The organism is Streptodolium elevatio (assembly GCF_053592165.1).
Genome location: NZ_JBSFVE010000031.1, coordinates 45328 through 71266, shown reverse-complemented (window position 1 = coordinate 71266; position 25939 = coordinate 45328). Strand labels below are relative to the sequence as shown.

The window sequence follows — 25939 nt, the reverse complement described above, 5'->3', positions numbered from 1 at the left end:
GCGCAGCGACGCGCGGCATTGCTCACCGGCGTGCCGCGCGTAGACGTACCGGCGCCGGAAGGCCGGTGCCGGGGATGACGGTTAGGCGTGACGATTGCTCGGATTCGTCACGCCTGGCCGTCATGGTCGAGGGTGGCGGCGGTGTTCGCGGCCGGGATGGGCCGGTCGGGGTTGTCGTGCCAAGGGGTGTGGTGGACGGTGCCGTCGTTCGCGACGGTGACGGTCAGGCCGAAGTCGTACACCTCCGGCTTGCCCAGACCGTCCCACCAGGCGTGCGCGGCTTCGACTTCGTCCCACAGGGAGCGCGGGCCGGCCTGCCAGACGGCCGGGGCCTGGTCGGCGTCGTGGGGGTACGTGGCGGCCGCGACGGACAGGGCGTCGTCGGCGGCCGCGGGCAGGCTGTAGAGCCAGACCGTGGTCGCGTCGGCGGCCGGGGCGACGGCCTTGGTGCAGCCGGGCACGGCCAGGCCGACGGCGAACTCCCCGGCGTCGTACGCCCCGCCGGTCACCTGCCCCAGCGTAACCGTGGGCACCGAGACGCGGGCGTTCTCCGTCCAGCCGGGCGGGGTGTAGGCGGCGTGGCCCGGTCGGTTCGGGCGCTGGCCACGCAGCTTCATGAACGACGCGGCGACGGTGAACGGCCCGCTGGCGTGGTGGGGGTCGTGGACGGTGAGGGCCACCAGGGCGTCGTGGGGGCTGTAGTCGGTGCCCCAGGGTGCGACGATCCGGCCGCCGGGGCGGGTCTGCGCGAGCCAGGCCGGGGCGATGGATCGGGTGCCGGCGGTGACGTGCACGAGGTCGTACGGTGCGCCGCCGGGCCAGCCCTTCGTGCCGTCGCCGGTCACGACCGTGACCGGGATTCCGGCGGCGGCGAGGTTGGCGCGGGCCTGGTCGGCGAGTTCGGGGTCGACTTCGACGGTGACGACCTGGCCCGTGCCGAGGCGGGCGGCCAGGAGTGCGGCGGTGTAGCCGGTGCCGGTGCCGACGTCCAGGACGCGGTCGCCGTCGCTGACCTTCAGGTCGTAGATCATGTCCGCGACCACCGACGGCATCGACGCCGACGAGGACGCCAACCGTCCCGGGGCGGTGCCGGTGTGGTCGCCGTCGTCCCACTGCGTCACCAACGCGGTGTTCGCGTACACCGCGGCCACCCACGCGTCCGGCGCGCTCGTGCAGTCGAGGGGGGTGTAGCTGTTGGCGGCCGGGTCGTGCGCCCACACCAGATCCGGGACGAACGCACCGCGCGGCACGGCGGCGAACACGTCCGCCCAACCGGACGGCATCACGTCCGCCTCGGTCAACAGCGCCGCCAGCGAGGCCGCGGACGGCTCCGGCGGTTCGGGCGGTGGGGTGTGCGCGGTCATGCGTCAGCTTCCGGGGCGGCGTCGGCCCGGGCCGGGCCGGGCGGGGTCGCGCCGTCGGGGTTCGGGTTCGCGTCCGGTGGCGGGTTCGGGTTCGGCGGTGCCGGGATCGGCGCGGGCGGTCCCTTGTGGGACTGGTGTAAGCCGGTCGGTGGGTTCATCAGGTCAGCCTCCCCGAGCCGTACGGGCCTGCCTCGGCCGTCGCTGGCAGGACAGCCGCTGCGGCCATCGTTGCGCACCCGGGGTGTTGGGGGAATCCTTCGGCCGTCCGCCCTACTGAGTCACTCGGTGTCCTCTTCCTTGTCGTCTGAGACAGTCTGTTCGGTGTCGTCGCTCGGCGACTGGCCTGCTGAAGCGGCTTGTGCCGCTCGCATCGCAGCAAGGTAGGTCGTCGAGAACCCTTGGACGCCGGCGAGCTGGTCGGCGATGCCACGCTGCGCGGCCAGGAACGAGGTGTCGAGCTTGGGCATCGATGCGGCAATCTGTTCGGCGATGCCACGCTGTGCGACCAAGAACGAGGCGTCGGACTTGGGGATTGATGTCAGTACCTGCGCCGCTACATTGATGCCCGAAAAATCTAGCTTGGGCATTGATGCGGCGATTTGTTCGGCAATTCTTCGCTGCGCCTCCAGGATGGAGGTGTCGACTCTCGGCATCGAGGCCAGGATCTGCGCCGCCGCGGTGGGATGAGCGATGGAGGAGGCCCAGGTGGAGACGTTCTGGGTGCCGTGTGCGACGCCCCTCGTTGCTCGCCGTGCCGCGTGCGCCGCGTTCTCCTTGAAGCGCCGCAAGAGCTTCATGCACTGGTCATCTGCGGCATCGGGCAAAGTCGGGTCGCCATCGGACAGGACGGTCGGTGATTCGTCCGCCTCTTTGGTCGAGAAGAGAACTTTCATCGGCCATACGCACGCGACGCCGAGCGCAGTCCCATCGTCATTTCCCAAGGCGCTGCCGTACAACAGCCATTGCACGTTGGCCGTGTACCAGACATCCCCTTCGATCTCGTGGCCCGTGACATCGTTCACGGACAGCAGGGCGACCTCGGGTGCGGCAAGCCACGAACGCCAGCCGGTCTCGGTGTCGGGCATCTCCAAGCCGACGTAGCCGAGGGGTGAATCCAGAGCCTCCACGGCCGTCTGCGCGACTCGTCCACGAACGGCCGCCGACCTCAGCAGCTCTTCAGCAGCAGCTTCGGCTGCTTCGCCGGACACCTCGTTGGTGTACGTCGCGACTACCTCGTTGAAGTCCTTCAGCCTGGTGAGGCGGCCCTCCATGCCGCGGACGTCCTCGTCCATCGGGAATGGGTAGAACGTGCCGTCACCGAAGTCCTTGTGGTTGTTCGTGACGAAGCAAATTTGTTCATCTGGGTTCGCCACAAGGAAGTCGAGGATGGAAAACCAGATGGCCGCATCGCGGCCGCCTTCGGCACGCTTCTCACCCTGCTTCGCGGGCGGAAGTGCCAACGCCTCACGGATGAGCGCCTGTTTGGCGGCGTCGCCAGTGGTTTCGATCACCTCGAAGATCTTGAGGTACTGACTTCGCCAGTGGCCCTGGATTCGCTCCAGGTCGAGCCTCTCCAGGCTGATGTCCACCTCCCACGGAGTGACACCACGCAACGCATCCAGCCCTCGCGTGACTGACTGGTGCTTGAGGATGTAGGGCTTCGCTTGGTGCGCAACCAGCTCCTCCAAGACCATCCAGGGCACAGCCACCCGATGGTGTCCGGACTCGCGCAGCTTGCGGATGATGTCCGCTCGCAGGCTGTCAGGGCGGAGCAGGTCCACCGCGTTGGTGTCAAAGATGATCAACCGTGTCTCCAAGCTTCCTAGGACGGCAAGTGTCCCAGCGGACACAGGTATGCGGCGGTCGTACTGCATCGCACGGGGCGACCCGCGTTGTCGAACACATGTGCGACAAGGTCGCCTTGTCGGTTCTACGATCGGTGCATGGGGCGCAAGGATCTGTCGGCCGGCACCTGGGGGTCGTTCGGGGAACGCGCCGCCCGGTCTCTCGCTGCACCCACTACCAAGGGCCAGACCGACGACGGGACCGCCGGGGAGATGGCCGACAGGGCCACGGCGGCTGCCGCTCCCCCGGAGCCGGCCTCGCGCGCCGTCGCGCGGGTCGACGGGCCGCCGCCGCCCGGGGAGGACGGGCCGTGGGCGTGGGTCGACCTCCCGGACGGCGCCGGGACCGTCCGGGTCCGGGCCCTGCGGTGGGTGCGCAGTAGTTCCGGCGCGTGGGCCTTGCAGGCCTCGATGCCCGGATGGAAGGCGATGACCGACTGGAACCGCGGCGGCTGGGAGCCGGAGCCGGTCGACGAGGTCCACATCGTGCCCGGCGCCCAGGTCCGGCCGATCCCCGGCCAGGACTACACCGACCTGCCCCGAGACGCCGACGGCGGTCTGGTGCCGTAGCGCGGGGGTGCGAGTGGGGAGTCCGTTCCGGCGGGATGTCACCCGCGAGAGTCGCGCGGCGAGTTCGCGCACCGGTATGTACGGCCGTCACTGTGTGACCTGCACGCACGCCGCCTTTCCTCGAGCACCAGGAGCACGAAGTTGGCCACGCGCCGCCGTCTCGGCACCGGACCCGCCCCCACGACACCGGCAACGCCTGGGCAGGTCCCCCGGCTCCTGGCGGCCGCACGCGCCGCCGACACCGAACCGCGCAACGCCGAGGACGGCGGGGACCAGCAGCCCGCTCTCGCCGAGGCGTGGACCGCCGCGGGGCGCCGCCGCCTCGGACTCGGAGGCACCCACCACGACAGGTGACCGGTGTTCGGACCCGGCGGCGTGGCGTACCTCGTCCGGGGGTCCGCTCGTTGTCCCGTGCGTGGACCCGGTCGACGTCGGCACGGCGGATGAGGTGGTGCTGGTGTTCGGCCCGGTCGCCGCGCTGGAGCAGGTGGTGGGTCGCCTGACCGCGTGCGGTGACCTGGCCGACCCGGCACCGGTGCTGCCCGACGCCGGAAACCCGGGCCGCGGGTCGTGCGTGCTGCGCATGACCACCCCCAGCGGCGGGCGGACCCCTGGCCGCGGCCGCAGGAGCAGGCAGCGCAGAACCGGGGCCGGGTTCCTTGACTCCCTGGCCGCCGTCCTGCGCCGTCCGGGCCGCGACACCGCCCGCCGCCCCGACGGCAGCCCCCAAGGCCGACCGGGACGCCACCGCGCCCGGGCCGGCAGCTGAACCCGCCACCCCCGAGAACGTGCGGGGCTCCCATCCCCCGAGAGGAGCCCCGCACCCCAACGCCTGGGACAGCAACCGGCTTGCGCACGAGACCCGCCGTAGTCCGTGCCAGTGCCGGGGCCGGTACGGACGCCCATGATCTGGATTGCGGAACCGACGTGCCGCACACGGGCTTTCCCGACTGCGCGGACATCCAGGTCGGTGGGATCTGATCAGGACCTTTGAAACTCCCCACCCCCTGCTCAAGGATTGACCAGAGTTGCTATCTGGCGTTCCCCGCCACGCCCGCCGATCCGGGTTGGAACACGGCGTTGGCAGGTTCGCCTGACAGCCTTGCTTGGACTGTGACGAGCCCTCCGAAGCCGCCGAGGCCGGGGTAGCGACGCCTGTCGTCCCTGTTCTGTCGCTAAGCTTCCCGCCGTGCCCCTCGTTGCTGAGCGCGCCGAGGCTCTCCTCGCCGAAGGACACGGCCTCGACGCCGTCCTCGCGATGTTCGAGGACGCCGAGCTCGCCACCCTCCACCGCCTCATCGCGCTTCGCGACGCCACCGGCCTGGGTCTCCAGGACGCCATGCGGTTCGTTCACCATTCCGGGCCGTTGGCGCACGTCACCGCCGCACACCTCGCACTGCTCGCCGCGCATCCGAAGCTGCCCGGCGAGTACGGCGACAGGATCCGGAGGCTGTTCCTGAACGCGCTGACCCACAATGAGCCGGAACTCGCTCTCGCTGAGGACGACGACGGGGACGGCATCTGGCTCGGCAGGGGCCCGGACAGGAGCTCATGGTGGTGGATGGACGGTGACCTCGCCGCACTCCGCCAAGCCGTCGAAGACCTCGCCGATCACCCGCTCGGGGGCCGCGTTACCCTCACCGCGGTCGGCCTACGCTTCCTTCCAGGGGGACTGTCTGTAAGCGTCGACGAAGCTCGAACCAAGCGGTAGTGGGTCGAAGCCGTTTCGTGCAGGTCGGCGCTGCGGGGACAACGCCGCCGCCGGGCCGCAGCCTCCTGCGGGACGGAACACCCGCTCTCTCGTTGCTCTGTCAACCATGTGGGGAACGAGAGCAGGGCTGGTCAGTACCGCCGGTCCTCATCAGGATCAACGCCAACACGCTTGATCTTGGCCGAATTTACGGTTCTGGCCTGTTCCATTCGGCTCAGGGGAGGTCTACGGTGATTCGTCCCGGAGGGGCCGCACGGCGCACCGGGCGCCTGTGAGGTCTTTGTCCGCGTGCCCACCCCCACCCGGCACGTGGCCTTCGGTACTGGCGGCCCCGCGGCGCGGAAACCCCCCACCGCGCCCGGGACCGCCCGCAGCTCCAGCCCCCGGGACGAGGAATTCCGCGCCGCATGTCCGTGGCGCGGCGCAAGACCCTTCCCCGGGGAGCGGGAAGAGAGGCCGACGGTGCACGCGCGCGCCGGCGCATCGCGTCGCGCGCTCCCCGCGCGGCTCTTCCCGCAACGAGAGCCCTGGTCTCCCGCTCCCACCCGAGACCAGGGCTCTCGCACGCACGGCGAACTCCCCGGTGGTCTATGGCGCCGGGGCGGGCGGTCAGCGGCGCGGTGTGGGGATGTGGTGCAGCCGCGGGGGCAAGTGTGTGGGGGCGTGCTGGAGGTACCAGGAGCGGGCCCACCGCATCACCAGGGTGCAGCGCAGTCGCCATTCGGCGCAGGCCTCGCTGAACGCGTCGGCGACGAAGTCCCGGCGCAGCTTGCGCAGCACCGCGTCCTCGGTCCAGAAGTCCAGGCCGTCGTCCGGCGGCGGCGTCAGTTCCAGGGCGTCGGTCAGGACGACGGCGGCGACCCTTTGCGGTCCGGCGCCGCCGCGGTAGCCCCAGTTGAAGCCGCCGATGTTTTCCGCGTCGGGTGCGAACAGCTCGTACAGCACCACCAGGTTCCGCTCCCGTTGGGTCGGCCCGCCGGCGGGTTCCTCGACCAGGACGCGAGGCAGGCTCTCACCGTCCGGGCCTTTGTCGTAGAAGCCGTGGTAGAGCCGGTCCTGGTACTCGTCCGCGCTGTCGGCGTGTGATGCCACGTGCGTGCCCCCGTCCGTCGTCGTGACCGCGGGGATGTTGTCCCGTGGGCACGGGCCGGGAAACCCAGGCTTGACCGTCAGGCGCCGCGGTAGTTGAGCTGCATGCGCCTCGCGTGCAGTTGGAGCAGTGCCATGGCGAGCATGCCCTCGCAGCCGTCCAACGCGGCGCGCAGCTGCTCGGGGTCGTCGTCGTGCGCGTCCGCCTCGAGGAACGCCAGCGCGGCCAAGGCCGCGTTCACCGCGCCGTTCAGCGCCGGGACCGGCGGCACGTCCTCGTCGTCCTGGTCGTCCTCGCCGTGCTCCTGGTCCTCGTGGTCCTGGTCGTCGTTGTTCCCAAGGTCGTGGCCCGGGTCGGACGGCAGGAGCGTCCCGCCGACGGCGGCGTCCAGGTCGCGGGCGGTGCGCTGGAGCCGGTGGGCCAGCACCACGGTCGCCGCGTCCATGCCGCCGACCTGTTCGGACCAGCCGCGGACCAGGCCCGGCATCTGCGGCACCACCTCGGTGTCGCCGGGCGGCACCAGCGCGGCGGCCTCCAGTTCGACCTTCGCCAGCAACGCCCCGAGCAGTTCCGGGACATCCTCGGCGATGGGGCCGTCCGGGCGCAGCTCCGGGTCGACGACCGGCGCGGCTCGCACCGCGACCAACGCGGCGAACACCTGGTCGACGGTCAGGGGGTTCTCGCTCTGCACACCCACACCCCCAGCATCGCGCCCCGCCGGCCTCGCGCCCGAGGGCTCCCGGATCCGCCACCCCGGCCGCCACCCGACGTGCCCGGCGACGGGTGGCGGGCGGGGTTCGGTCTAGGTGTTGACGACCTGGAGCTCGCCGACGCGGATGTCCCCGACGGTGCCGGTGCGCGAGACGCCCGGGATGGCCCCGGACGCGCCGGTGGTCGCCGTCCACGTGACCGCCCAGTGCGTCGTCGCGGTGACGGTGAACGCCTCGCCGGGCTGCCCCTTGGAGGTGTGCTGGTAGGCGTGCCCGCATTCGGGGCTGGGCTGGTCGTTGTACGCCGGGCTGTACGGCACGCCGGGGGTGGTGCAGGTGACCGTGCCGCCGTCGCCCATGTCCCACACGATCCGCTCCACCGTCGCGGTCAACGTGACCGACAGCGGGCCGTCGGTGGCGGTGTGGCTGATCGGCCCCCAGGTGTTGGGGTTCGCGTCGACCCACAGCCACACCGGCAGCGACACCAAACCGGTCCGGCCGGGGCCAGGCGTCAGGTGCATCGGCGGCGGCAACAGCCGGACCTGGGACAGGGCGTGCCGGGCCAGTTCCTCCGGCGTCATCGTCGCCGCGCTCGGGATCGGCAGCCACTGCAGGTTGCCCATCACGCCCTCCTCCCCGGTCAGGCAGAAGGTGGGGTTGTAGAAGCCGCCGGAGGTGTCGCCCTGCGACCTTCCGGCCCTCTGCCAGTCCTCGGCGGCCGGGGTCGCGGCGGTGTAGTAGCAGCCCTGGTAGAAGAACCCGCGGCCCGGGAGCGAGCACTGCACGGTCATCGCCCCCCAGGTACAGCCGGGCGCCGCCCCGGTGCCGCCGGAGGTGTTCCCGGCCGGGGTGTCCGTGCCGGAACTGCCGGGGGTGTCGACGCCGATGCAGACCAGACGGCCCTCCTTGCAGTCCCCCTCGGCGTGCGCGGGCGCGGCGGCCAGGCCGCCGAGCACCACAGCTGCGATCAGCGCCCCGAGAGCGGCCGTCGCCGTCCCACTGCGGCGCGGACGGCGCGGGCGGCTCAGCATGCGCGCTGCCGGTCGGAGGTCACGCTGTCGACGCGCCAGCTCCCGCCGTCGCCGTCCCGGACCAGGGCTGCGGTCTGCACGTAGCGCGGGGCCTGCGTCTTGGTGGTCACCGGTTTGCCCGCGGCGTCCACGAGCCGGATCGCGGACACGTCCAGACACGCGGTGATCGTGGCCCGCGGCGGCGTGCCCGCCAGATCGAGCGCGGTCACCGCAGGGGTGCGAACCACCTCGCCGGTGACCCGGGTCTTCTCCGCCTCCATGTCCAGACCGATCACCTGGTACTCCGTGCGCGCCTTGTCGGTCATGTACGTGTGCTCGTCCCCGCCCATCGCCGGAGCGCGGCCGGCGTGCTGCACCCGGTCCATCGCCGCGGCGTACTTCGCGTACGCGGCCAGGGCCTGCTCGCGCGCCTGGTCCTCCGCCGAAGGCGACGACGGCACCGGAGACGACGGCACAGCCGCTGCCGACGACGGGGCCGACACACTGCCGGGCCCAGCTTTGGGTTTCGTGTCGTCGGAGCAGCCCGCCACGATGAACACCGCTGCTGTTACCGCCGCCAAGACCGTCGTCGTTGTCCGCGTTCGCATCCCCGTGCCCCCGATCGGCATCGCCGCGTGAAGATCACCCGTGCTCCCACGGGACCCTAGCCAATCCCCCGCCCCGCACCCCCGGTTGCGCCCGGTCCGCCGGGCTCCCGGGCGGGCGTTCACCGGCGCCCCGTGCGGCCGTCGTCCTGCGTAGCCAGCCGGGCCTGGACGGCCTTGGCGAGTGCGGCGTCGTGTCCGCGCATGCGGTCTTTCCCGGCGTCGTGGATGCGCTGGGTGTCCAGGCACGGCCCGCACAGCTCGTTGCCCCGTTTCCCGCGCGGCGCGGCCTCGACCTGCTCCCACCGCGCGTCGGTGAACGCGGCATCGCACCGGGTGCACACCGGGCGGCGCGCCTCCCGTGCGGCGGCGGCGTGCTCCTGCGCGCGGCGGCGTGCCTCGGCGAGCTCGGCCTGGTGGAGCCGGTCGCCTTTGGGGTTGTCCAAGGCGTCGGTGAGGGTCTGCCAGTCGCCGCGCCCCAGGCGCTTCCACACCCGGGCGCCGGCGCCGTGGGCGTCCAGGTGCTCGAGCTCGGTCACGACGACGGGCACGGCCTGGTGGTAGTCGAGTGCGGTGATGTCGTCATTCGTGCGGTTGTAGTAGCGCCCGGCGATGAACGGCCAGGCGCCGTCCTTCAGGCGCTCGATCCGGCTCGCCCGCTGCGCGGGCGTGGTCCCGGTGAACACGAACGCGAGCGGCGGATAGCCCTCGCGGCCCGTCGCCGGATACACCCGCGACCACAGCCGGAACGAGTTCACCTCCGCCCCGCCGGAGCGGCGGGCCCGGTCCGCTTCCTTCGCGTCCGCCTTCGGGGCCAGCAGCTCGAACCACTCCACGTACCGGCGGACCTTCACCACCAGCTCGGCGACCGACTCGGTGCCGCGGTCGACCTCGACCAGGAGCACCGGCACCCCCGCGGTGTCCGGGCCGCGGACCACCAGGTCGGTGTACTGGGTGAAGTAGGACAGCTTGTGCGCGACCTCGGTCTCACACGACAGCACCGTGGCGAACCCCGCGCCGATCAGGTGCGCGGCGGTGGAGGTCACCGCGGCGGCGTGCTCGTCGAACCCACCCGCACCCCGCGCCCGCACCGCACTCCCATAGGTGGGCGGGCCGGGCGCAGCGCCGACATCCTCACCCCCGCCGGCAGCATGCTCTTGGCTTCGGCATGGCCGCGTGCGGTCAGCACCCACAGCTGGTGACCGGACGGCAGCTTCGACTCCGCCCGCACCATCCCCCGCCGCCGCAGGTCGTTCAACGCGTTCCGGGTGATCCGGTCATGGCGGTGGTGTGGACGGAGCATCCTCCACAGCTGTTCGCCGGTCGCCCGCTGGAACACCGCCAGCGCGACCAGGACCTCGCCGCGGTGAATCCCTGAAGGCTGCCACGCCCCACCAGAAGGGCGAGGCAGAGAAGGGAAGTCGAATCCCCGCCCGCCCCCGCCCTGGGAGGGCTGACCTGGGCTTTCAAGCTCCGCCCGCCCCGCGGCCGCGGACGAGGCCATGGACGAGGCAGCAGACGAGGCCCAGGACCCCTTGTCCGCCCGCCCCGGGCCATCCCCACCGGGCGTCCGAAGAGGGCGTTCCGGACCGCCCTGCAGGCCGCTCTCCCCTCCCCCACCCGGCCGGGCCTGCCCGCCGGTGTCGTCCCGCTCGATTGCTCCGCCGTGCTTCTCGTCCACGCTGCGCCTCCACCACGATCCAAGGCCGGCCCCATGCCGACCCACGAACCGCACAGCGTGAACCGACCCCCCTTGTCCGCGGTCTGGACCAACCCTGCGACCAGCGGAAACACACCCGGCCCAGACCCCCTAGACCAACGTGGCCAAGGGGTCCGTGCACGTCCGATTAGGCCCCTTGTCCTCCCGGTTCGCCCGGGTTTCGGGGTGCGGTGCGCAGGTGCGCGCGGCGCACCGGGAATCGACATGCGGTGCGCGCACCGCACCTGCGGACGCGGACGGGTCGGTCCGCACCGCGCATCGCTCCGCCGGGGAGGAAGCCCGGTGCGGTGCGCTCCCGGTGCGCGCGGCGAATTGCCTGGACAGCGCCGCGGACAAGGGGGTGACAAACCCGGACGGTCAAGGGGGTTATAGGGACGAACCGGGTGGCTTCGCTGACTCGCACCGGACCCGCACCGCGCGTGCGGTGCGGTGCCGTGCGGTGCCGTGCGGTGCCGTGCGGTGCCGTGCGGTGCCGTGCGGTGCCGTGCGGTGCCGTGCGGAACCGAGGTTGTCCGGAGCGTGGTGCGCGCACCGGCGCCGCCGCACCGCTGCCGGAAGCGGGGGTGTCAGTTCTCAGGGGTGCGGCGGTGCGCGCACCGCACCGGTGGCCGGTGCGCGGTGCGGCGGTGCGGTCAGGTCCGGTCGCGTCGTTCGAAGTCGAGTTCGCGGCACACCGCGTCCAGCTCGGAGACCTGCCGGTGCAGCGCTTCGACGGCGCGGTCCTTCATCTTGCGGCGGCGGCCGCCGGCGCGGGTGCCGTCGTCGCCGAGGTCGATGCCGTCGACGAAGTGCGCCAGGTGCTGGACCGCCGAGAGCGCGAGGCGCAGCTGCGCGACGGCGTCGACGTCGACCGCGGCGACCGGGCCGTGCGCGAGCGGGTACCCGTTCGGCTCGCGTTCGGTGACACGGTCCTGCTCCAGGCGCAGCCCGGCCGCGACGATGCGCGCCAGGTGCACGCTCTGCGGCGGCACGTCCGCCGCCACGTCGACCGGCTTCGGTGGGGTGTCTCCGGGGAAGCCGAGCAGCTGCGCGCCGAGCAGGTCCAGGAGCCGGCGGGTGACGCGGTGGTCCTGCGCGATGCCGCGCTCGTCGAGGACCAGGAGGTCGAAGACGTCCGTCTCGAACGCGGACATCGTCCAGGCCGGGAAGTGCCGCACCACCGCCACCGGCTCGCCGAACTCGGCGACCACACCGCGCACCAGGGCCTCGGCGGCGTTGATGAGGCCGCCGCCCATCTGCAGCTCGGTCGCGACCACCAGGTGCCCGCCGTCCTCGGTGGGCCACGCCCGCATCCGCACATGCGTCCGCGTCCCCGAGACGTCCCGGAACGCCCAGGCGTGGTCGTCACGGCTCGGCGTCTGCCGGGTCGGCACGGGCAGCACGACATCGGCATCAGGTCTGGGCATCGGCGGTCCCCTCCCCCGGTCACGGACAGCTCGCCACCCCACGCTAGCCAGCCCCCCGCCCCGGGCACCGCCGAAAACCGGGAAAGCGCAGAGAGCCTGCACCACCTCGCCCACGACCGAGCTCTCGCCCCTGACGACCGGATCTGGGCTGCGGAGCGGCTGGCCTGGTTCGGTGACCGCCGTGGCATGGATGCCCTGTACGAGCTTGCCCACGACACCACCCTCAGCGCGTTCGACCGGGCCTGGGCCGCACAACGGCTCGCCGAGCAAGGCACCCGTGACAGCATTTACGCAATCGCCCAAGAGCCCGGCCGCTGGACGTACGACCGCATCTGGGCGGCGGAACGGCTGGCCCGGCTCGGCGACCCGCGCGGCGTTGACGCGCTGGACGACCTCGCCCACGACACCAGCCTCAGCGCGTCCGGCCGGATCCGTGCGGCGAAGAGGCTGGCCGAGCTCGACGGCCTCCGCGGCGCCGATGCGCTAGACGACCTCGCCCACGACGCGTCGCTTAGCCTCGACGATCGAATGAACGCAGTGGGGCCAGCCCGGAGAGGTTTCCTCGTGCTTGTGGTCGCCCTCTCGATCTCATTGCTGGGCGGAATCGTAGGGATGGGTGCGGAAGCGTTGGTCGGTGCGGGGACGACGGACCAGGAGCAGCAGGAGCAGGTCCTGCTGCTCTCGGCGTGGCTAGCGGTGACCGCGGTGCCAGCCGTCATCGTTGTGGCGTGGTGGCGCCTTCGGTGGTGGTGGCGCTCGCGACGTCGGAAAGAGGGCCTCCGCCGCAGCAGCCCAAGGCAGTCCGGGAGGGGGTGACGGGTTAGGAAACCAACCGCTGGACACGGTGGGAAGACTCTGTCGACGCCGACTGGGGACAGCGCACTCGCGGAACCTGAAGTCGTTCGGCAGGCGGGTGCCAATGTGACTATCAGGCTGGGGGCATGACCTTGTTCATGAGAACCGGCCGTTCCTGCCACGCGAACGGCGCACGGACCTTTCGGACTTACATCGGTCGAACGCAGCGACATCTGCCGGTGTCCGCTGTGGTTCGCTGGTGCAGTCTGCCGGGCGTGCGCGGCGGTGGGGCGTGGGGGGAGTGGGCGCGTGGGGGTCAGCGGGATCTACCTGCCGGGGTGGGAGTTCAACCGGATGCTCGCGGCTGATCCGGTGGAGCCGCGCAACAGCGCGCTCGCGGCGGCACTGTTGTGGAACGGCGCGGCGCCACTGTGGATGTTCGAGAAGGTGTACTGCACCGCCGAGTCGTTGGCCTGTGAGCGGCATGCGGCGCAGGAGATGGGCTGGGCCACCGGGCGAATCTTCGGCGAGTTGAGTGTAGGCCTGCCCGGCGGGGGCGGGCCGGTGCTGCACCCCGTGGACTGGACGTCCTTGGAGGCGGGGCCGCGCGGCCAAGTCGAGGCGGTTCACGCGCAGTTCCGCCGCGACCACCCCGGCGGCGGGCAGGTCCGCGCGTGGATCCACGCCGCGGACGACGGGGCCTTGGAGCAGGTGAACCACCGGCTGCTCCACCCGGTCGCGACATCGCTGAACAGTGTGGTGGCCGGATCGATGAGCGGCCTGCAGACCTGGCTCAGGACCGCCGCCAACGCCCCCGCCCCGGCACAGGCGCAGCGTGACGTCGCCGGCTTTGTCGAGCGTGTGGCCGCGCCGGTGGGCGGGCGGATGGACCGCAACGGCACCGCGCTGCTGCCGCACCCGCGCAACTGGGACCCGACGGCGGTCGCGCAACAAGAGGCGGCGAAGGCACGGGCGGAAGCCCCGCTGATCCGCGACCTGCAGGCCGGCGAAGGTGCCTTCGCGGGGCCGCGCGGCTTCGAGCCGTACCTTGCCGCGCTTACCGCGGAACGCGCAGCATACGAGGCGGTCGACGCCCCGCTGCTGGACCAGTGGCCCGCGTCCGCGACGCGGCTGGCCCGGCTGCGCGACGCCGCCTCCCAACATCTGTGGCCCGCGCTGCACGGCGACTGGCTTCCCGCGCTACTGCGCCACGAGCCCGGTGCCGCCGAGGACTTCCCGCGTTGGATCGCCGCAGCGCTGCGTCAGCGGCGTCTGGGTCGGTTTCTCAAGCTGTCCTCGGCGTGCATCCTCGCCGTCGTCGCCGGAGCGGGCGCGGCGATCGGCACGGCCACCGGGAACGAGACCTACGGAGTACTCTCCGGCGCGGCCGCCGCAGCCGGCACCGCGGGAATCCAGATGACCGCCCGTGGCCGGGCACCGGCCCCGCGCACCGCACTCGCGCTGTTCTACCAACACGCCTTCCGAGCGGTCGAGCTGTAGGAGCGTCTGTCCAAGCCGGTGTTGGGGCCGGCGGCCAGACCACCCGGCGGCGCACGTCGGGGTGTCGCGTCGTACAGTCCTGCTCGTCCGGAGGCGGCGCCGGGCGCAGGGCGGCGTCTGCGCGGCGCTGGGTGTCGGGGTTGGCGGCGCAGTCCGTCCAGGACGACGTCGGGGCCGTCGGTCGACCAGGGGTCCTCGGTGTCGTAGGCGATGCGTTCCTCGTTCGGGGCGACCAGGACGCGCTCCGGCTTCGCCGGCAGCAGCAGGAGACCGGGAAAGGCGAACACACCGACACCAGTGGCAGCCTGTTCGCCCAGGTCGGGGCGGCGAACAGGCGTCGGGCCACGGCAGGGTCGAGGTGGCCGACCCATTCCACGGGCGTAGCCCTCATCGACGTCGAGGTTGTCCTCCCCGAAGGGGCAGTCCTGGATCTGCAGGTAGCCGCCCACCAAGAGTCCGGCGCCTGGCCTTGCGGTCCGGGCGGTCGACCTCGACGACGGTGACGCCGTGCGCGGTCAGGAACCGGGCGATCTCGGCACCGTAAGCGCCGGTCCCTTCGACCCCGACCGCGAGGACCTCGCCGTGCGAGGCCAGCCAGTCCAGCAGGCGTGCGTATCCCTCGGGGGTGGTCTCGAACGGCGCGGTGGCCAGGTGCCTGCCGACGGTGTCGACGACCGCGGCCTGGTGGAGGTCGGTGTGGGTGTCGATCCCGCCGACCACCGCTATCGCGTCTGCCATGCTGTTTCGTACTGCCCTTCCGGTTCGCAACTGCGGGAGGGCACGGGCCGGTCGGGCAGACGGACGAGACAGTGATGGGACCTTTGGCCGGGCTCCTATGAAGTCACAGAAGCCCGACCGGCCACGCGCCGGGTGACACCGCCCGGACGGCCGACGGTTCCCCACAAGGACAGCCGAAGCGTCAGTCAGTCGGAGAGTCAGACCCCCGAGCGATGCCATCGCCAATCCTCACTGTCAGTCGGTGCGGCGTCGGAGATCGCACTGGTGCAGGTCGTGGCAGACCCACAGGTCGTAGGCGTACGTCTCGCCGCCGAGGTCGACCGTGCGGCACTGGTACGCGGTCCAGGACCCCGGCACTCCCCTGCTGCCCGCGTACGTGCACTCGTGGTGCCGGTAGTAGCGGTAGTTGAAGTACCAGTTCGACGCAGCCGGACGCGGCGTCGGCCGCGCGGCGCTCGGCAGTGCCCCGCCTCCGGGCTGTGCCTGGCGTCCGCCGGACGGCGCGGCGTACGCCTCGGTGGGGACGAACGCCCCGGAGACCAGCACGGTTCCAAGGGCCGCGGCGCACAGGCGCGTTGCCCACCGGGGTGCGGTCCATGGCGTCGTCATCGCGTCACCCCCGGGGTGCTCGCGGTGGGGGTGCGGACCTCGATACCCGGTTCCCAGATCCACAGCACCCACCGGTACTCGCCCTCGACGATCTCGCGCGTACACGTGAACTGCTTGGGCTGGGCCTGCCCCGCAGCCGCGCACTCCCTCTCGAACAAGTGCGAACCGTGCGGCACCCACTTCCTCGGCACCGGCGCGACTTCGGAGGCGGCAGCCGGCCCCGCCGCGACTACGGCGGCCACACCCGCCACAACGGCCCCGGATACGAGCATCAGGCTTGGCCTGCGCATGACGCCTCCTCCTTCGCTGTTCTCGTCCAACACGGTGCAACTTCTTCAAGGTGGTCGGGCTGTAATCGGGCCTCAACGGGCACGGACTCCGGCGATCTCCACATCCGGGCAGGAGGCGGCCTGGACGGACAGCGCGTCCCACTCGGCCTGGTCGACCGACAGGTCCCAGCGGATCTTCATCGCGATCCAGTCCGCGGTATAAGTGCACGAGTACTCCTGGTACGGCGGCATCCACTCCGCTGGGTCCTTGTCCGCCTTGGAACGGTTCGACGCCGCCGACACCGCGATCAACAGACGTTCGTCGTCGAGGTCGTTCGCGTACGCCTGACGCTCCGCAGCAGTCCACGCCGACGCCCCGGAGTCCCAGGCCTCGGCGAGGGGGACCATGTGGTCGACGTCCAGCTGCGTGGCCTGGTCGAGGAAGCGGTCGTCGTACCGAGACCACCAACGTCCCCCGGTCAACGCGCACCGCGCCCCGACCTCGACCGGCTCGACCGCTTCGGCGATCAAGACCTCGCGGCGGGCGTCGCAACCGTCCCGATCCTGGTCCACCCAGTGCTTGAACTTCGTGCGCACGTAGCCCTCGCGGCTCTCCTGCGCGAGCGGCAGCTCCCGCACCGCCTCGTGCAGCCGGAAACTGAACTGCTCCCCCGCCGCGCGGCTTTCCGCCGCCCGGACGACCGACACCGCCGACGCGGGCACGGTCGCCATCCCGGCCGCCAACACGGCAGCGGCCGCCGACGCAGCGCACCTGCATACGAATGCCTTCGACATTCCCCGAGCCCCGATCCGTCCGAGTCCACCAGGCCATACGATCCGGTTGGTCTCGGTAGTCGTACCGCGCCCGCACACCACAAGTCCACGGCCTGGCAACGCCGTTCACCTGAACAGAGCAGCCCGGTTCTGGAGAACGTCGCTGACGAATCCCGGGGATTGAGGTAACACGGGGACCCTGCCGCAGCTCTCATGGACACGAGGGTGCGGCGCCGGGGCCGTGCCCGTTGCCGGAGTACCGGAGAAGGAGTCGCGGTGGATGCGTTCGGGGGCGCGGTGCTGGCCGCGCGGGTCTATGGGGTGTGCAGGTGGTTGCGGCGGCGCAGAGCGTCGCGGCGCGCCCCATCGGCTGTGGCGGCTGGCCGCGCCGGGTATGTCGCGGTCGCGGTAAGTGCCGCGGAAGGCGGCGGCCGGGTCTGGGTCCAAGAGCGGTTCGCCGACGGGCATCAGGTGTGCCTGATCATGGAGACGGCCGACGCGGGGCAGGGGCGATGACCACCGACGACACCGACCACACGCCGGATGCCCCGCGTCCGGGAGTTGCCGTCCCCGGCACGATGGCGCGCAGCCGCAGCACCGAGCAGGCGGAGCCGGGACGCGCCTTGCTCTCACCGGACACTCAGCGCGACCAGGGCGGCGCGGGCGAGCGGGAGCTCACGGACGCGGAGTTCAGCGCGTTCTACCGCGCGCACGTCAAGCCGTTGATGGCGTTCCTGATGCGCCAGGGCGCCTCCACCGCCGAGGCCGCGGACATCGCGCAGGAGACCATGGTCAGGGCGTACACCGGATGGAAGGACATCCGCGAACCGCGGCCGTGGGCCTACAAGGTCGCCGCGAACACCCTCGCGGCGCGGGCACGCGCCCGGCGCGAGATGCTGGTCGAGACGGTGCCCGAGCCCTCCGCGCTGCTCCCCGATCCGGACGCCGCGACAGAGTGGGAGATGCGCCACCTCACTCTGTGGATGCTCTCCCAACTGCCCCACCGCCAGAAGCAGGTGCTCGCCTGGACGCTCGACGGCTTCGGGACCGCCGAGATCGCGGAGCATCTGGGTATCGCGCCAGGCGCGGTTCGGGCGGCGCTGATGAAGGCGCGCGCCGCCGTCACCCCCCATCTGACCGGCCACCGCCGAACGGCACCCGACCGCGGCACCAAAGGCGGAGACCGCAACGTGCCAATGACGCACGGGCCTGGCAGGGACCCGGGCGCAGGCCACGACGGCGGCGACGGCCCGCACGACAGCACGTGGAAGGAGGCGTGACCATGCCGTTCGACGACACCGACGACGACCGGAACGCCTGGACCGACCGGGAACTGGCGACCGCCTTGGACGCGTTCCTGGACGAGGTCGTCGACGTCGAAGCCGGACTCGCCGCGGTCCTCGTGCAAGCGCGGCACGACGAAGCCACCGACGCCCTGGATGACATCACCGACGTCGAGGCCGGACTCGCCGCCATCCTCGCGCCTGGCAGGGCACCTGCCCCCGGTGTGGACGACACCCTCGCGGCAGCGCGGCGCTACCAGCGGCGGGTCCTGGAGAGTCGGCCCGGCCAGAAGCGATCCGATGCCCGCCGACTGCGTCTGCGCCGTGACCTCGCCGTCGTCCCGCTGCGCCGCGCCTTCGAGCGCTGCCTCGTGATCCGCGAGACGCTGTCAGCCCCGGACGACTTCGACGTGCGTGCAGTCGATGTGGCAGTCCTGCGTAGCCAGGCCGAGCTCTTGGCCGCGGACCTGGAGCGTGCCATCGAGCGCGACTGCGCCGCCTTGGACAGCGCACGCGCGGCCCAGGCCTCGGCACTCGGGATCGCGGACCGGCTGCGCGATGTCCCCGAGTTCCCGCCCGACAGGGCCTATGACGTGATGCTGCTGGTGAACCGCCTCGTGCCGCGGTGCCTCGAGGTCGTCAACGCCGCCGTGGTCACCTACCTGCAACGCCACCGCTGGGGCACCGTGCTGGTGGCAGGCCGCACACTCGAGGCGCACACCGGCGACCGCCTGAAGTCCCTGGGGGAAGCCGACTGGTTCCTCAACGACTTCACCGCAGGGGATCTGACCGGGATCAGCGTCCACGTCGAGGACCTGGACGGCGTGCGGTGGTCCAAGACCGGCACCCGCTGGCCGCCGCACCTGGACACCGACGACCTCGTCGCACGCTCCCAGGAGACCACCGCCGGCAGCGGCATCTATATCGTGCTGCCCGGCCCCGCCCACATCATGGCCTGACCGGTCAGCGCGACAGGGGCGCTCAGGCTCCCGGGCCGAACGGCCGCCGGTGCGCGTTCAGTCGCGCACCGGCGGCCGACGCCCGGGCAGGTACGCCGTCGGCAGCCCTCAAGGCGGTCAGCGGCAGGCGGCGAGGATCAGGCCGAGGTCGTCGTCCGGCAGGCACACCTCCCCGCAGTCCGGGTCGTCGGCGACGACCCGGATTGCGGGTTCGGCGGACGCGACCAGGGCGGCCGCGTCGTGGGGGGTGTGTCGCGGGGCGCGGTGCGGGACGGGCGCGGGAGGGGGCGCGTGGTCGTCCCACGCCGCGGCGGTGACCGGGTCGGCGATCGACCAGTGGTACAGCGCTAGTAACCGCGCGGCGTGGGCGTCCTCGGCGCCGCCGGCGTACCGCCACCAGAAAGCAGCCGCTTCGGCGCGGCCGGTGAGGTACAGCAGGCACGCAAACACCACGGCCCCGGCCGGGCGGTAGTCGTGCGGGAACGCCGACACGAGCGCGGCCGCGTCCTGGTGCCGCACCGCGGTCATGCAGCACGCCTCCAGCAGTTGCTCCGCACCGCGCCGCACGGCCATCCCTCCCCCGTCGCCGGTGCCCGCCGACTGGGTGGCGGGGGCAGCGGGGTGGGCGGTGCCGCAGGTGGGGTGGAGGTAGAGGACGGCGGCGAGTTCGTCGCCGGCGATGCGCCCGGCGAGGCGGCGGGTGGCGGCGGTCAGGTCGTAGGCGGCGGTGTCCTCCTCCAGCGCGCGGCGGCGCGCGGCCAGCAGGTTGTCCAGGCGGGTCATGTGGTGCGCTCCTTGAGGGAGGGGGATGCGGTGCGGGCCCGGGCCGGGGTGCGCGGCGGGTCGGTGTCGTCGAGCCCCAGGGCCTCGGCGAGTTGCTTGCGGGCCAGGTGCAGGTGGGAGCGCACCGCCGAGGCGGTGATGCCCAGCCGCACGGCGACCTCGGCGGCGTCCAGGCCGATCAGGAAGTGCAACCGGGCGCACTCCTGCTGACGGGTCGGCAGCCGGTCCAGAGCATGGTCGAGGTCGGCGAACGCGGCGACGTGGTCGGCGACGTCTCCGCCCGGATCGGGTGGGTCCGGTGCTCCGGGGGCGGCGAAGTCGGTGGCCACGGTGCGGCGGGCGCGGCGCCGGCCGTCGACGATCGTCCCGTTCAGGACCTGGTAGACCAGCGCGAGCGGCTGCTCGTGGCGCAGTACCCGTCCCCATATCTGGAACAGCCGTACCAGCGCGGCGTCGACGGCTTCCTCAGCGTCCGCGCGCTGCCCGGTGCGGGAGAGCGCGTAGCGCAGCAGCTCGACCCGGTAGAGCTCGTGGAACGCCCGGAAGTCCGCCGGAAGCAGCGCCGCCACCGGATCCGGAGCCCGGTCCCCCATGAGCCGGTCCACCGTGAGGCGGCCGGGTGCCCGCCTCACCGGCACCGTCCGTGATGCGTGCCCCCGCCACCGGCGCCGGCGCACGTGCCGTGGCAGGAGCAGGCCGGACGCAGGCGTCCCAGGACATGGATCACCACGACCACGACGCTGATCACCGCCCCCGCCGCTGCACCGGTCGCCGCCCACACATCCGGACCGATCATCACCTGAGTCATCTGCTCCATCCCCGATCGCAAGCCAGGCGCGTCCGACGGACGCCGGGCGCCGGGGGCGAGGTCCGCCCCGTCGCCTGTACACCGCACCAGCGGTCCCCAGCGTCCAACCCACGCGGAAAGCGGAACCCAGAATGCCCCGAACGACCCACAGCCCATGGCCGGTACGGGTGTTCGTCGCCTAGTCACGTCCGGGAACACAGCACCCGCGAATCGACGTGAGCACCGTCTCCGGTAGCCGGACCCGGCGTCACGGCTCCTCATCTTCGGTGCTGCCAGGGGGCCGTGCGGGTGAACGTCGCAGAGCAGGGTGACCTTTGCTGCTCCGGTCGGCGCACGCCGTGTCGGGGCGGCTTCCTACGGTCCGCGGTCATGATCACCGCAATCGTGTTCGCCGCCAGGGCCGCAACAGCCGACCCCCCACGTGGTGTTGGGGGTGCCGGATGGGCCTGAAGGACGGTCTTGCGTGTCCGCGTACGCCGCTGCGGCAGTTCCTCGACCGGGAACTGTCGGCCGTGTGCCGGCCGCTGCGCGAGAGCTACCGCGCCCAGCACCGACCGGAGATGCTGGTGCTGCCGGGGCCCGGCGTGGGCACCGAGGCAGGCACCGTCGGCACCGCGATCGACCAGCGCCTGCGCCTCGCGTTCACCGCCGCCCAGCCCGCCGCCCAGCCCGTCGACCGGGCCACCGTGCTCGGCATCGCCACCTGCCATGAAGTTGGCGGGCACCGCGCCGGGCGCCGCATGCGCAAGGTCGGCGCCGAACTAGCCGACCGCCTCACCCAAACCGTCCAGAGCCTCGACCTCGACGACCGCAACCAGCCGCTGGACCGCCCCTGGGAAGAGGAACAGGACCTCGCGCGGCTGCTGCTGTGCGCGGCCTGGTACCAGGTCGCAGCCCGCAGCCTGTTCGGGTTCACCTACACCCCGCTGTTCCTCGCCGCGACCGAGGAACCGAAAGGGTTCACCCTCGACCGGCTGCTGTCCCTGCCGCACCCCGACCTCGTCGCCGACATGCTCGCCCAGGTCCACCACGCCGCCCAAAGCCCCCTCTCGCGTCTGCGCGCGAGCACATCCCCGGCCGACTGCACGGGCGACCCGGTGCTGAACACCTCCGGCATCAGCGCGGACGCGGACCTGCTCGCCGCAGGCCTGCTCCTCGACTTCAAAAGCAGCCGCCACCCCGAAGAGTTCGCCCAGCGCACCGCCCACCAGCTCCTCGGCTACCTCCTCCTGGACACCGAGGAGGCTCGATGTCGGCCTGGCAACCGGCAAGGAGTTCGGCGAAGACGGCGCCAGGGAAGAACGGAAGATCCGGCGGCTGCTCGAGGACATCGCGCCGGTCCTCGCCCCCGGCCACTGCCCGGTCTGCGCCCAACCGATGCGGGACCGCACCAGCACCCGCCTGTACTGCGCACGATGGTGCAGCATCCGCGCGACCACCCTGCGCAAACACGGCTGGCTCCTCAGACCCCCCGCCGCGTGGGCCGTCGAACAGACGCAGCGAACAAACGGTGCGGCGATCACCGATGGAACTCCGGTACCGTCGGGGGCTCGTAGGCGGAAGGACCCGGTATGAACCGGTTGCTGTGGAACCAGCTCCCCGACCAGGTACGCGCGGCCGCAGAGGGCGCCTTCGGGGCGCCGGTGGCGGCCGAGATCAGTCAGAGCGGCGGCTTCTCCCCCGGGCTGGCGTCCAGACTGACCCTCGCGGACGGGCGCCGGATCTTCGCCAAGGCCATCAATCCGGACCGTGACCCGCTCGCCCCGGAGCTGTACCGGCGCGAAGCCCGCGCCATGGCGGCGATGCCCGCCGCGGTACCCGCGCCCGCGCTGCTCTGGACCTACGACGACGGCGACTGGGTCATGCTCGTCCTTGAGGACGTTGACGGCCGCCACCCCCGCGAACCGTGGCAGCGAGACGAGTTGCAGCACGTCATGTCCTCGCTCGCCGAGCTCGCCGCGCATGCGACGCCCAGCCCGCTTTCGGTGCCGTCCGTCGTCGACGACCTGGCGGACAACTTCGGCGCCTGGCAAGCGCTGCTCACCCAGCCGCAGGACTGGCCGCGCCTGGACCCGTGGGCCCGCGACCACCTGGCCCTGCTCGCCGACCTGGAGTCCGGGTGGGCGGACGCGGCCAAGGGCGACACCCTCGTGCACGCGGACCTGCGCGCCGACAACCTCATCGTCACCGGTGACCGCGTCGTGGTCATCGATTGGCCGTACGCGGTCGCCGGCGCGCCGTGGCTGGACGCCTTGTTCCTGCTGCCGTCCGTCGCCGAGTCCACACACGGGATGGACCCGCAGCCGGTCTGGGAGTCGTACCCACCGGCGCAAGCCGCGGACCCGGGCGCGGTCGACGCGGTCCTGGCGGCGCTGGCCGGCGACTGGACCCGCCAATCGCTGCGGCCCGCGCCGCCGAACCTTCCGACACTGCGCGCACATCAGGCGGCCAAGGGCGCCGCGACCCTGAGGTGGTTGCGATCCCGACTCGCTTGACCCTTACGGAAAACCGGTCCAGATCGGTGGCGCTGGGTGGTCGAAGGGCGGCGCGCACACGGCTCCCCGCGCGTAGGGACTGGGCGCTGTTCTCTCCTCGGCACCCTGCCGCGCGGACACCAGATGCTCGCGCGGCCCGCCGACAGTAGGGCGGCATGTGCGGATGTTCGGGCACGGCTGAGGGCAGTCGGTGCGCGAATTCGGGACGCTGCCAGGATGACGCCGTGCGAATAGCGTCTTCCTCCTTTGAGCTGTGGCAGCGTCCGAGACGCGACGATCTGATCGTTGCGCTGGTGCCCGCCGGATTGCTGACCCTCGCCGTGCTGGCCCGGGGCGAAACCGTCGTCGCGGTGGTGCTCGCCACCCTGGCCGTGCTGGTGGTTGGGCTGGGGGTGACGGCGCTCCTGCGGCAGCGCAGGCGTCCGCTGCTTCGGGTCGACGCCACGGGGCTGACCCTGAACCCGGGAGGCCGGGAGCGTCGCGGCTGGGGGCGGCCCATCCCCTGGCGGGACATCGACGCGGTGGTGTGCTGGAAGGCCGGTAAGGGCCGGGACGGCCACTGGGTCGGCGTCGCGGCGTCCGCGTCGTTCCGTGCGCGACACGGCCTGGACAAGATGCGTGTCAACCAGTTCTTCGACAAAGCCGTGGGCATGCCGGTGATGGGGACTGTCACGCGATGGCAAGGGCCGGTGGACGAGATTCACCGCTTGCGCGAGACGGTCGCGCTGGTGGCACCGGAGATCCCGTTCGTCGACCCACACGCTGTGCGCGACGCGAGCCAGGACGCGTGAGTCCAGCCGTTGCAGGAGTGCACCTGCCTAGGTGGTCTCGGCGGTGTCGCGCAGTCCGGCCAGGCCCAGGCTTATGAGGTAGTCGGTCTCGTCGGTGGTGGCTCCGTGGAGGCGTTGTTCGGCGAGGGCGCCGAGGAATTCCATGGCGGCGGCCGCATGGGCGTACGCGTCCAGCGCGACGCGTTCGGCGTCGGTGAGGCCGGCGGTGTCCGCGTACAGGTCGGCGATCGCGGTGACGCGTTCGGGCAGGGGCCGCGGGTTGCTGTGGGTGAGGTTGGCGGCGATGACGGCGAGGTCCTGGATGCGCGGCGCCCAATGGGCGACGGCGAAGTCCAGGACGGTGATCCACCCGTCGGGCGCCGTCAGCACGTTGCCTTTGGTGAGGTCGCCGTGGATGAGCGCGTGCGGGAGCGCGCCGCGGTCGATGTCGGCGCCAGCGTGAATGGCGGCCGCGACCAGGACGCGTTGTTCGGCGTCCAGATGCGGCTGCATGCGTTCCGCGAGCGGGACCAGGTTCGTCAGGGCCCACGGGTCGTGGACGTGCGTGGGGCGGGCGTCGACGGTGTGGAGCAGCGCGGCCTGGCCGACGATGCGGGCGAGTTCGTCGCGGGTCGGCGGTCGCCGCAGGGTGTAGTAGTCGGCGCCGGGGGCGCGGTCCATGACGATGATGCTGGTGCCGCGGTAGCGCAGCAGGGTGCGGCCGTGGGCGTCCGCGCGGAGCGCGGGGTGGTGGACCCCGTGGGCGATGGCGCGGTGCAGGATGCCGGTGGTGCGGGCGGCGATGCTGCCGCGGCCGCGCGCGAACGCCTTGACGACCACGGGCCCGGAGCGGGTGTCGGCGGCGATGTTGCAGTCCTCGAACCCGGTCGTGATCACCCGCCACTCCCCCACCGGACCGAGGCCGCACCGATCGGCGGCGAAGGCGACCAGCGGGGCGAGGTCGTCCAGTCCGGCGCGAGCGCCGTGGTCGGCCACTGTGCCGGTCAATCCGGTGGGCGGGGCCGGTGGGGTGGTCTGGGTGGGGTGCACGGGTCTCTCCGATCAGCCGCGGGGCGGGGGGACGGTGGGGAAGGGGATGGCGTCGGTGAGGTCGGCGGCGCCGGTGAGGGTCATGACGAGGCGTTCGAGGCCGATGCACAGTCCGGCTGCGGTCGTCGGCATGCCGGCGCCGAACGTGCGCAGCCATCCGTCGTCGAGGGTGTCGGCCTCGTCCGACGGTGCGCCGTGTCGGGGGGTGAGGCGGCGGCGCAGTTCGGCGGGATTGGTGAGTTCGCTGTAGGAAGTGGCGATCTCGCGGCCGCCGATGACCAGGTCCCACTTGTGCGCGAGGCGCCGGTCTTTGGGGCAGGTCTCGGCGAGCGGCGCGGTGTCGGCGGGGAAGTGGGTGTGGAAGGTCGGGCGGTGGGTGGCGGGTTCGACCAGGGCGTCGTAGAGCTCCAGGACCAGGCCGTCCGCGTCCGCGGCCCGGGTCGGCACGTCGTGCTCGGCGGCGGCGCGCCGCAGTTCGTCCGGCGGGGTGCCCGGGGTGACGGGTCGGCCGAGGGCTACGCCGACGGCGTCGTGGATACGGACACTCCCCCACGTGTCGGCCAGTTCCACGCGGGTGCCGTCCGGCAGGGGCAGATTGGTGGCGCCGACCGCGGCGAGGGCCGCGGCGTGGACCAGGTCGCGGACCAGGGTGCGGGTGTCGTGGTAGTCGGCGTTCGCGGCGTACGCCTCCACGAGCGTGTACTCCACAGCGTGGGTGGCGTCGGGGGTTTCGTCGCGGAACGTGCGGCCGATCTCGTAGACCTTCGCAAACCCGGCGGTGAGCATCGCCCGCAGGTGCAGCGGGCACGCGCGCAGGAACGTGTCCGGGTCCAGGTGCCGCGACATCACCCGGAACGGCTGCGCGCCGGCGGTGGGTCGCAGGTGCAGGAGCGGGGTGTCGACCTCGATGTGGCCGCGCGCCTCGAACACTGCGCGCAAGGCGCGGGCGACCGCGGCGCGGGCGTGGAGGTGGGCGCGGGCGTCCGCGTCGGCGCGCAGCTGTGCGCACCGGTCCGCCGTCGCCGCGGCGCGGAAGGTTCTGGGCAGCAAGGGGCTAGGCATCGTCAACTCCGGGG

Annotated in this window: 27 protein-coding genes; 11 read left to right on the top strand and 16 right to left on the bottom strand. The window is 72.2% G+C overall.

Annotation, left to right across the window (positions count from 1 at the left end):
• Window positions 1-107 precede the first annotated feature (107 nt).
• Complete coding sequence (locus ACWD12_RS36810) at window positions 108-1364, bottom strand: methyltransferase domain-containing protein (protein ID WP_450103259.1); 1257 nt, start codon at window positions 1362-1364, stop codon at window positions 108-110.
• 278 nt (window positions 1365-1642) lie between these two features.
• On the bottom strand, window positions 1643-3169 hold the full coding sequence (locus ACWD12_RS36805) for a PIN domain-containing protein (RefSeq protein ID WP_450103258.1): 1527 nt from the start codon (window positions 3167-3169) through the stop codon (window positions 1643-1645).
• Between the two features lie 138 nt (window positions 3170-3307).
• Here ACWD12_RS36805 and ACWD12_RS36800 point away from each other — a divergent pair, with 138 nt between their 5' ends.
• The 4 genes from ACWD12_RS36800 (at window position 3308) to ACWD12_RS36785 (ending at window position 5489) form a co-directional block, all read left to right on the top strand.
• Window positions 3308-3778, top strand: coding sequence for a hypothetical protein (locus ACWD12_RS36800; protein ID WP_450103257.1), 471 nt, complete (start codon window positions 3308-3310; stop codon window positions 3776-3778).
• A 141-nt stretch (window positions 3779-3919) separates the two neighbouring features.
• Window positions 3920-4132 carry a hypothetical protein gene (locus ACWD12_RS36795; protein ID WP_450103256.1) on the top strand — a complete coding sequence of 71 codons (213 nt, stop codon included), beginning with the start codon at window positions 3920-3922 and terminating at the stop codon, window positions 4130-4132.
• A 61-nt stretch (window positions 4133-4193) separates the two neighbouring features.
• Window positions 4194-4547, top strand: a complete 354-nt coding sequence (locus ACWD12_RS36790) for a hypothetical protein (RefSeq protein WP_450103255.1) — start codon at window positions 4194-4196, stop codon at window positions 4545-4547.
• Between the two features lie 420 nt (window positions 4548-4967).
• A complete protein-coding gene (locus ACWD12_RS36785; protein ID WP_450103254.1) occupies window positions 4968-5489 on the top strand; it encodes a hypothetical protein in 522 nt (173 codons plus the stop codon).
• 609 nt (window positions 5490-6098) lie between these two features.
• Here the strand turns inward: ACWD12_RS36785 and ACWD12_RS36780 are convergent.
• From ACWD12_RS36780 to ACWD12_RS36755, 6 genes are all read right to left on the bottom strand, one after another.
• Window positions 6099-6581, bottom strand: coding sequence for a hypothetical protein (locus ACWD12_RS36780; protein WP_450103253.1), 483 nt, complete (start codon window positions 6579-6581; stop codon window positions 6099-6101).
• Between the two features lie 77 nt (window positions 6582-6658).
• Window positions 6659-7276: a hypothetical protein gene (locus ACWD12_RS36775; protein WP_450103252.1), complete on the bottom strand. Its 618-nt coding sequence runs from the start codon at window positions 7274-7276 to the stop codon at window positions 6659-6661.
• Window positions 7277-7381: 105 nt separating this feature from the next.
• A complete protein-coding gene (locus ACWD12_RS36770; RefSeq protein WP_450103251.1) occupies window positions 7382-8320 on the bottom strand; it encodes a hypothetical protein in 939 nt (312 codons plus the stop codon).
• Entirely contained in the window at window positions 8314-8760 is a 447-nt protein-coding gene (locus ACWD12_RS36765) for a hypothetical protein (RefSeq protein WP_450103250.1), read from the bottom strand. The genes ACWD12_RS36770 and ACWD12_RS36765 overlap by 7 nt, the downstream gene beginning before the upstream one ends.
• 266 nt (window positions 8761-9026) lie before the next feature.
• Entirely contained in the window at window positions 9027-9950 is a 924-nt protein-coding gene (locus ACWD12_RS36760) for a hypothetical protein (protein WP_450103249.1), read from the bottom strand.
• Window positions 9951-11256: 1306 nt separating this feature from the next.
• Window positions 11257-12030 carry a hypothetical protein gene (locus ACWD12_RS36755; protein ID WP_450103248.1) on the bottom strand — a complete coding sequence of 258 codons (774 nt, stop codon included), beginning with the start codon at window positions 12028-12030 and terminating at the stop codon, window positions 11257-11259.
• A gap of 186 nt (window positions 12031-12216) precedes the next feature.
• Between ACWD12_RS36755 and ACWD12_RS36750 the strand changes: the two genes are divergently transcribed.
• Complete coding sequence (locus ACWD12_RS36750; RefSeq protein WP_450103247.1) at window positions 12217-12846, top strand: hypothetical protein; 630 nt, start codon at window positions 12217-12219, stop codon at window positions 12844-12846.
• A gap of 288 nt (window positions 12847-13134) precedes the next feature.
• On the top strand, window positions 13135-14325 hold the full coding sequence (locus ACWD12_RS36745; protein ID WP_450103246.1) for a hypothetical protein: 1191 nt from the start codon (window positions 13135-13137) through the stop codon (window positions 14323-14325).
• A 387-nt stretch (window positions 14326-14712) separates the two neighbouring features.
• On the opposite strand, the gene ACWD12_RS36740 is transcribed toward ACWD12_RS36745, so the two are convergent.
• From ACWD12_RS36740 to ACWD12_RS36725, 4 genes are all read right to left on the bottom strand, one after another.
• A complete protein-coding gene (locus ACWD12_RS36740; RefSeq protein WP_450103245.1) occupies window positions 14713-15063 on the bottom strand; it encodes an IS110 family transposase in 351 nt (116 codons plus the stop codon).
• 234 nt (window positions 15064-15297) lie between these two features.
• Window positions 15298-15672, bottom strand: a complete 375-nt coding sequence (locus ACWD12_RS36735; protein WP_450103244.1) for a hypothetical protein — start codon at window positions 15670-15672, stop codon at window positions 15298-15300.
• Window positions 15669-15962, bottom strand: coding sequence for a hypothetical protein (locus tag ACWD12_RS36730; protein ID WP_450103243.1), 294 nt, complete (start codon window positions 15960-15962; stop codon window positions 15669-15671). Before ACWD12_RS36730 ends, ACWD12_RS36735 begins: the two co-directional genes overlap by 4 nt.
• Window positions 15963-16034: 72 nt before the next feature.
• Window positions 16035-16673, bottom strand: coding sequence for an HNH endonuclease family protein (locus tag ACWD12_RS36725; protein WP_450103242.1), 639 nt, complete (start codon window positions 16671-16673; stop codon window positions 16035-16037).
• 554 nt (window positions 16674-17227) lie between these two features.
• On the opposite strand from ACWD12_RS36725, the gene ACWD12_RS36720 reads away from it, so the two are divergent.
• Both ACWD12_RS36720 and ACWD12_RS36715 read left to right on the top strand, forming a co-directional pair.
• The gene (locus tag ACWD12_RS36720; RefSeq protein WP_450103241.1) at window positions 17228-17995 is read left to right on the top strand and encodes an RNA polymerase sigma factor; all 768 of its coding nucleotides are present in this window, start codon (window positions 17228-17230) and stop codon (window positions 17993-17995) included.
• 2 nt (window positions 17996-17997) lie between these two features.
• The gene (locus ACWD12_RS36715) at window positions 17998-18957 is read left to right on the top strand and encodes a hypothetical protein (RefSeq protein ID WP_450103240.1); all 960 of its coding nucleotides are present in this window, start codon (window positions 17998-18000) and stop codon (window positions 18955-18957) included.
• A 117-nt stretch (window positions 18958-19074) separates the two neighbouring features.
• Here the strand turns inward: ACWD12_RS36715 and ACWD12_RS36710 are convergent, their stop codons facing one another.
• Together ACWD12_RS36710 and ACWD12_RS36705 are read right to left on the bottom strand one after the other, a co-directional pair.
• Window positions 19075-19740 (bottom strand): hypothetical protein, encoded by a 666-nt coding sequence (locus tag ACWD12_RS36710; RefSeq protein ID WP_450103239.1) that lies wholly within the window; start codon window positions 19738-19740, stop codon window positions 19075-19077.
• Entirely contained in the window at window positions 19737-20372 is a 636-nt protein-coding gene (locus tag ACWD12_RS36705; protein WP_450103238.1) for an RNA polymerase sigma factor, read from the bottom strand. The genes ACWD12_RS36710 and ACWD12_RS36705 overlap by 4 nt, the downstream gene beginning before the upstream one ends.
• A 616-nt stretch (window positions 20373-20988) precedes the next feature.
• Between ACWD12_RS36705 and ACWD12_RS36700 the strand changes: the two genes are divergently transcribed.
• From ACWD12_RS36700 to ACWD12_RS36690, 3 genes are all read left to right on the top strand, one after another.
• Entirely contained in the window at window positions 20989-22104 is a 1116-nt protein-coding gene (locus ACWD12_RS36700) for a hypothetical protein (RefSeq protein ID WP_450103237.1), read from the top strand.
• A gap of 15 nt (window positions 22105-22119) precedes the next feature.
• The gene (locus ACWD12_RS36695) at window positions 22120-23043 is read left to right on the top strand and encodes a phosphotransferase family protein (protein ID WP_450103236.1); all 924 of its coding nucleotides are present in this window, start codon (window positions 22120-22122) and stop codon (window positions 23041-23043) included.
• Between the two features lie 293 nt (window positions 23044-23336).
• Entirely contained in the window at window positions 23337-23834 is a 498-nt protein-coding gene (locus tag ACWD12_RS36690; RefSeq protein ID WP_450103235.1) for a hypothetical protein, read from the top strand.
• A gap of 27 nt (window positions 23835-23861) precedes the next feature.
• Here the strand turns inward: ACWD12_RS36690 and ACWD12_RS36685 are convergent, their stop codons facing one another.
• Together ACWD12_RS36685 and ACWD12_RS36680 are read right to left on the bottom strand one after the other, a co-directional pair.
• Window positions 23862-24863 (bottom strand): phosphotransferase, encoded by a 1002-nt coding sequence (locus ACWD12_RS36685; RefSeq protein ID WP_450103234.1) that lies wholly within the window; start codon window positions 24861-24863, stop codon window positions 23862-23864.
• Window positions 24864-24875: 12 nt separating this feature from the next.
• On the bottom strand, window positions 24876-25925 hold the full coding sequence (locus ACWD12_RS36680; RefSeq protein WP_450103233.1) for an amino acid--tRNA ligase-related protein: 1050 nt from the start codon (window positions 25923-25925) through the stop codon (window positions 24876-24878).
• Between the last annotated feature and the right edge of the window lie 14 nt (window positions 25926-25939).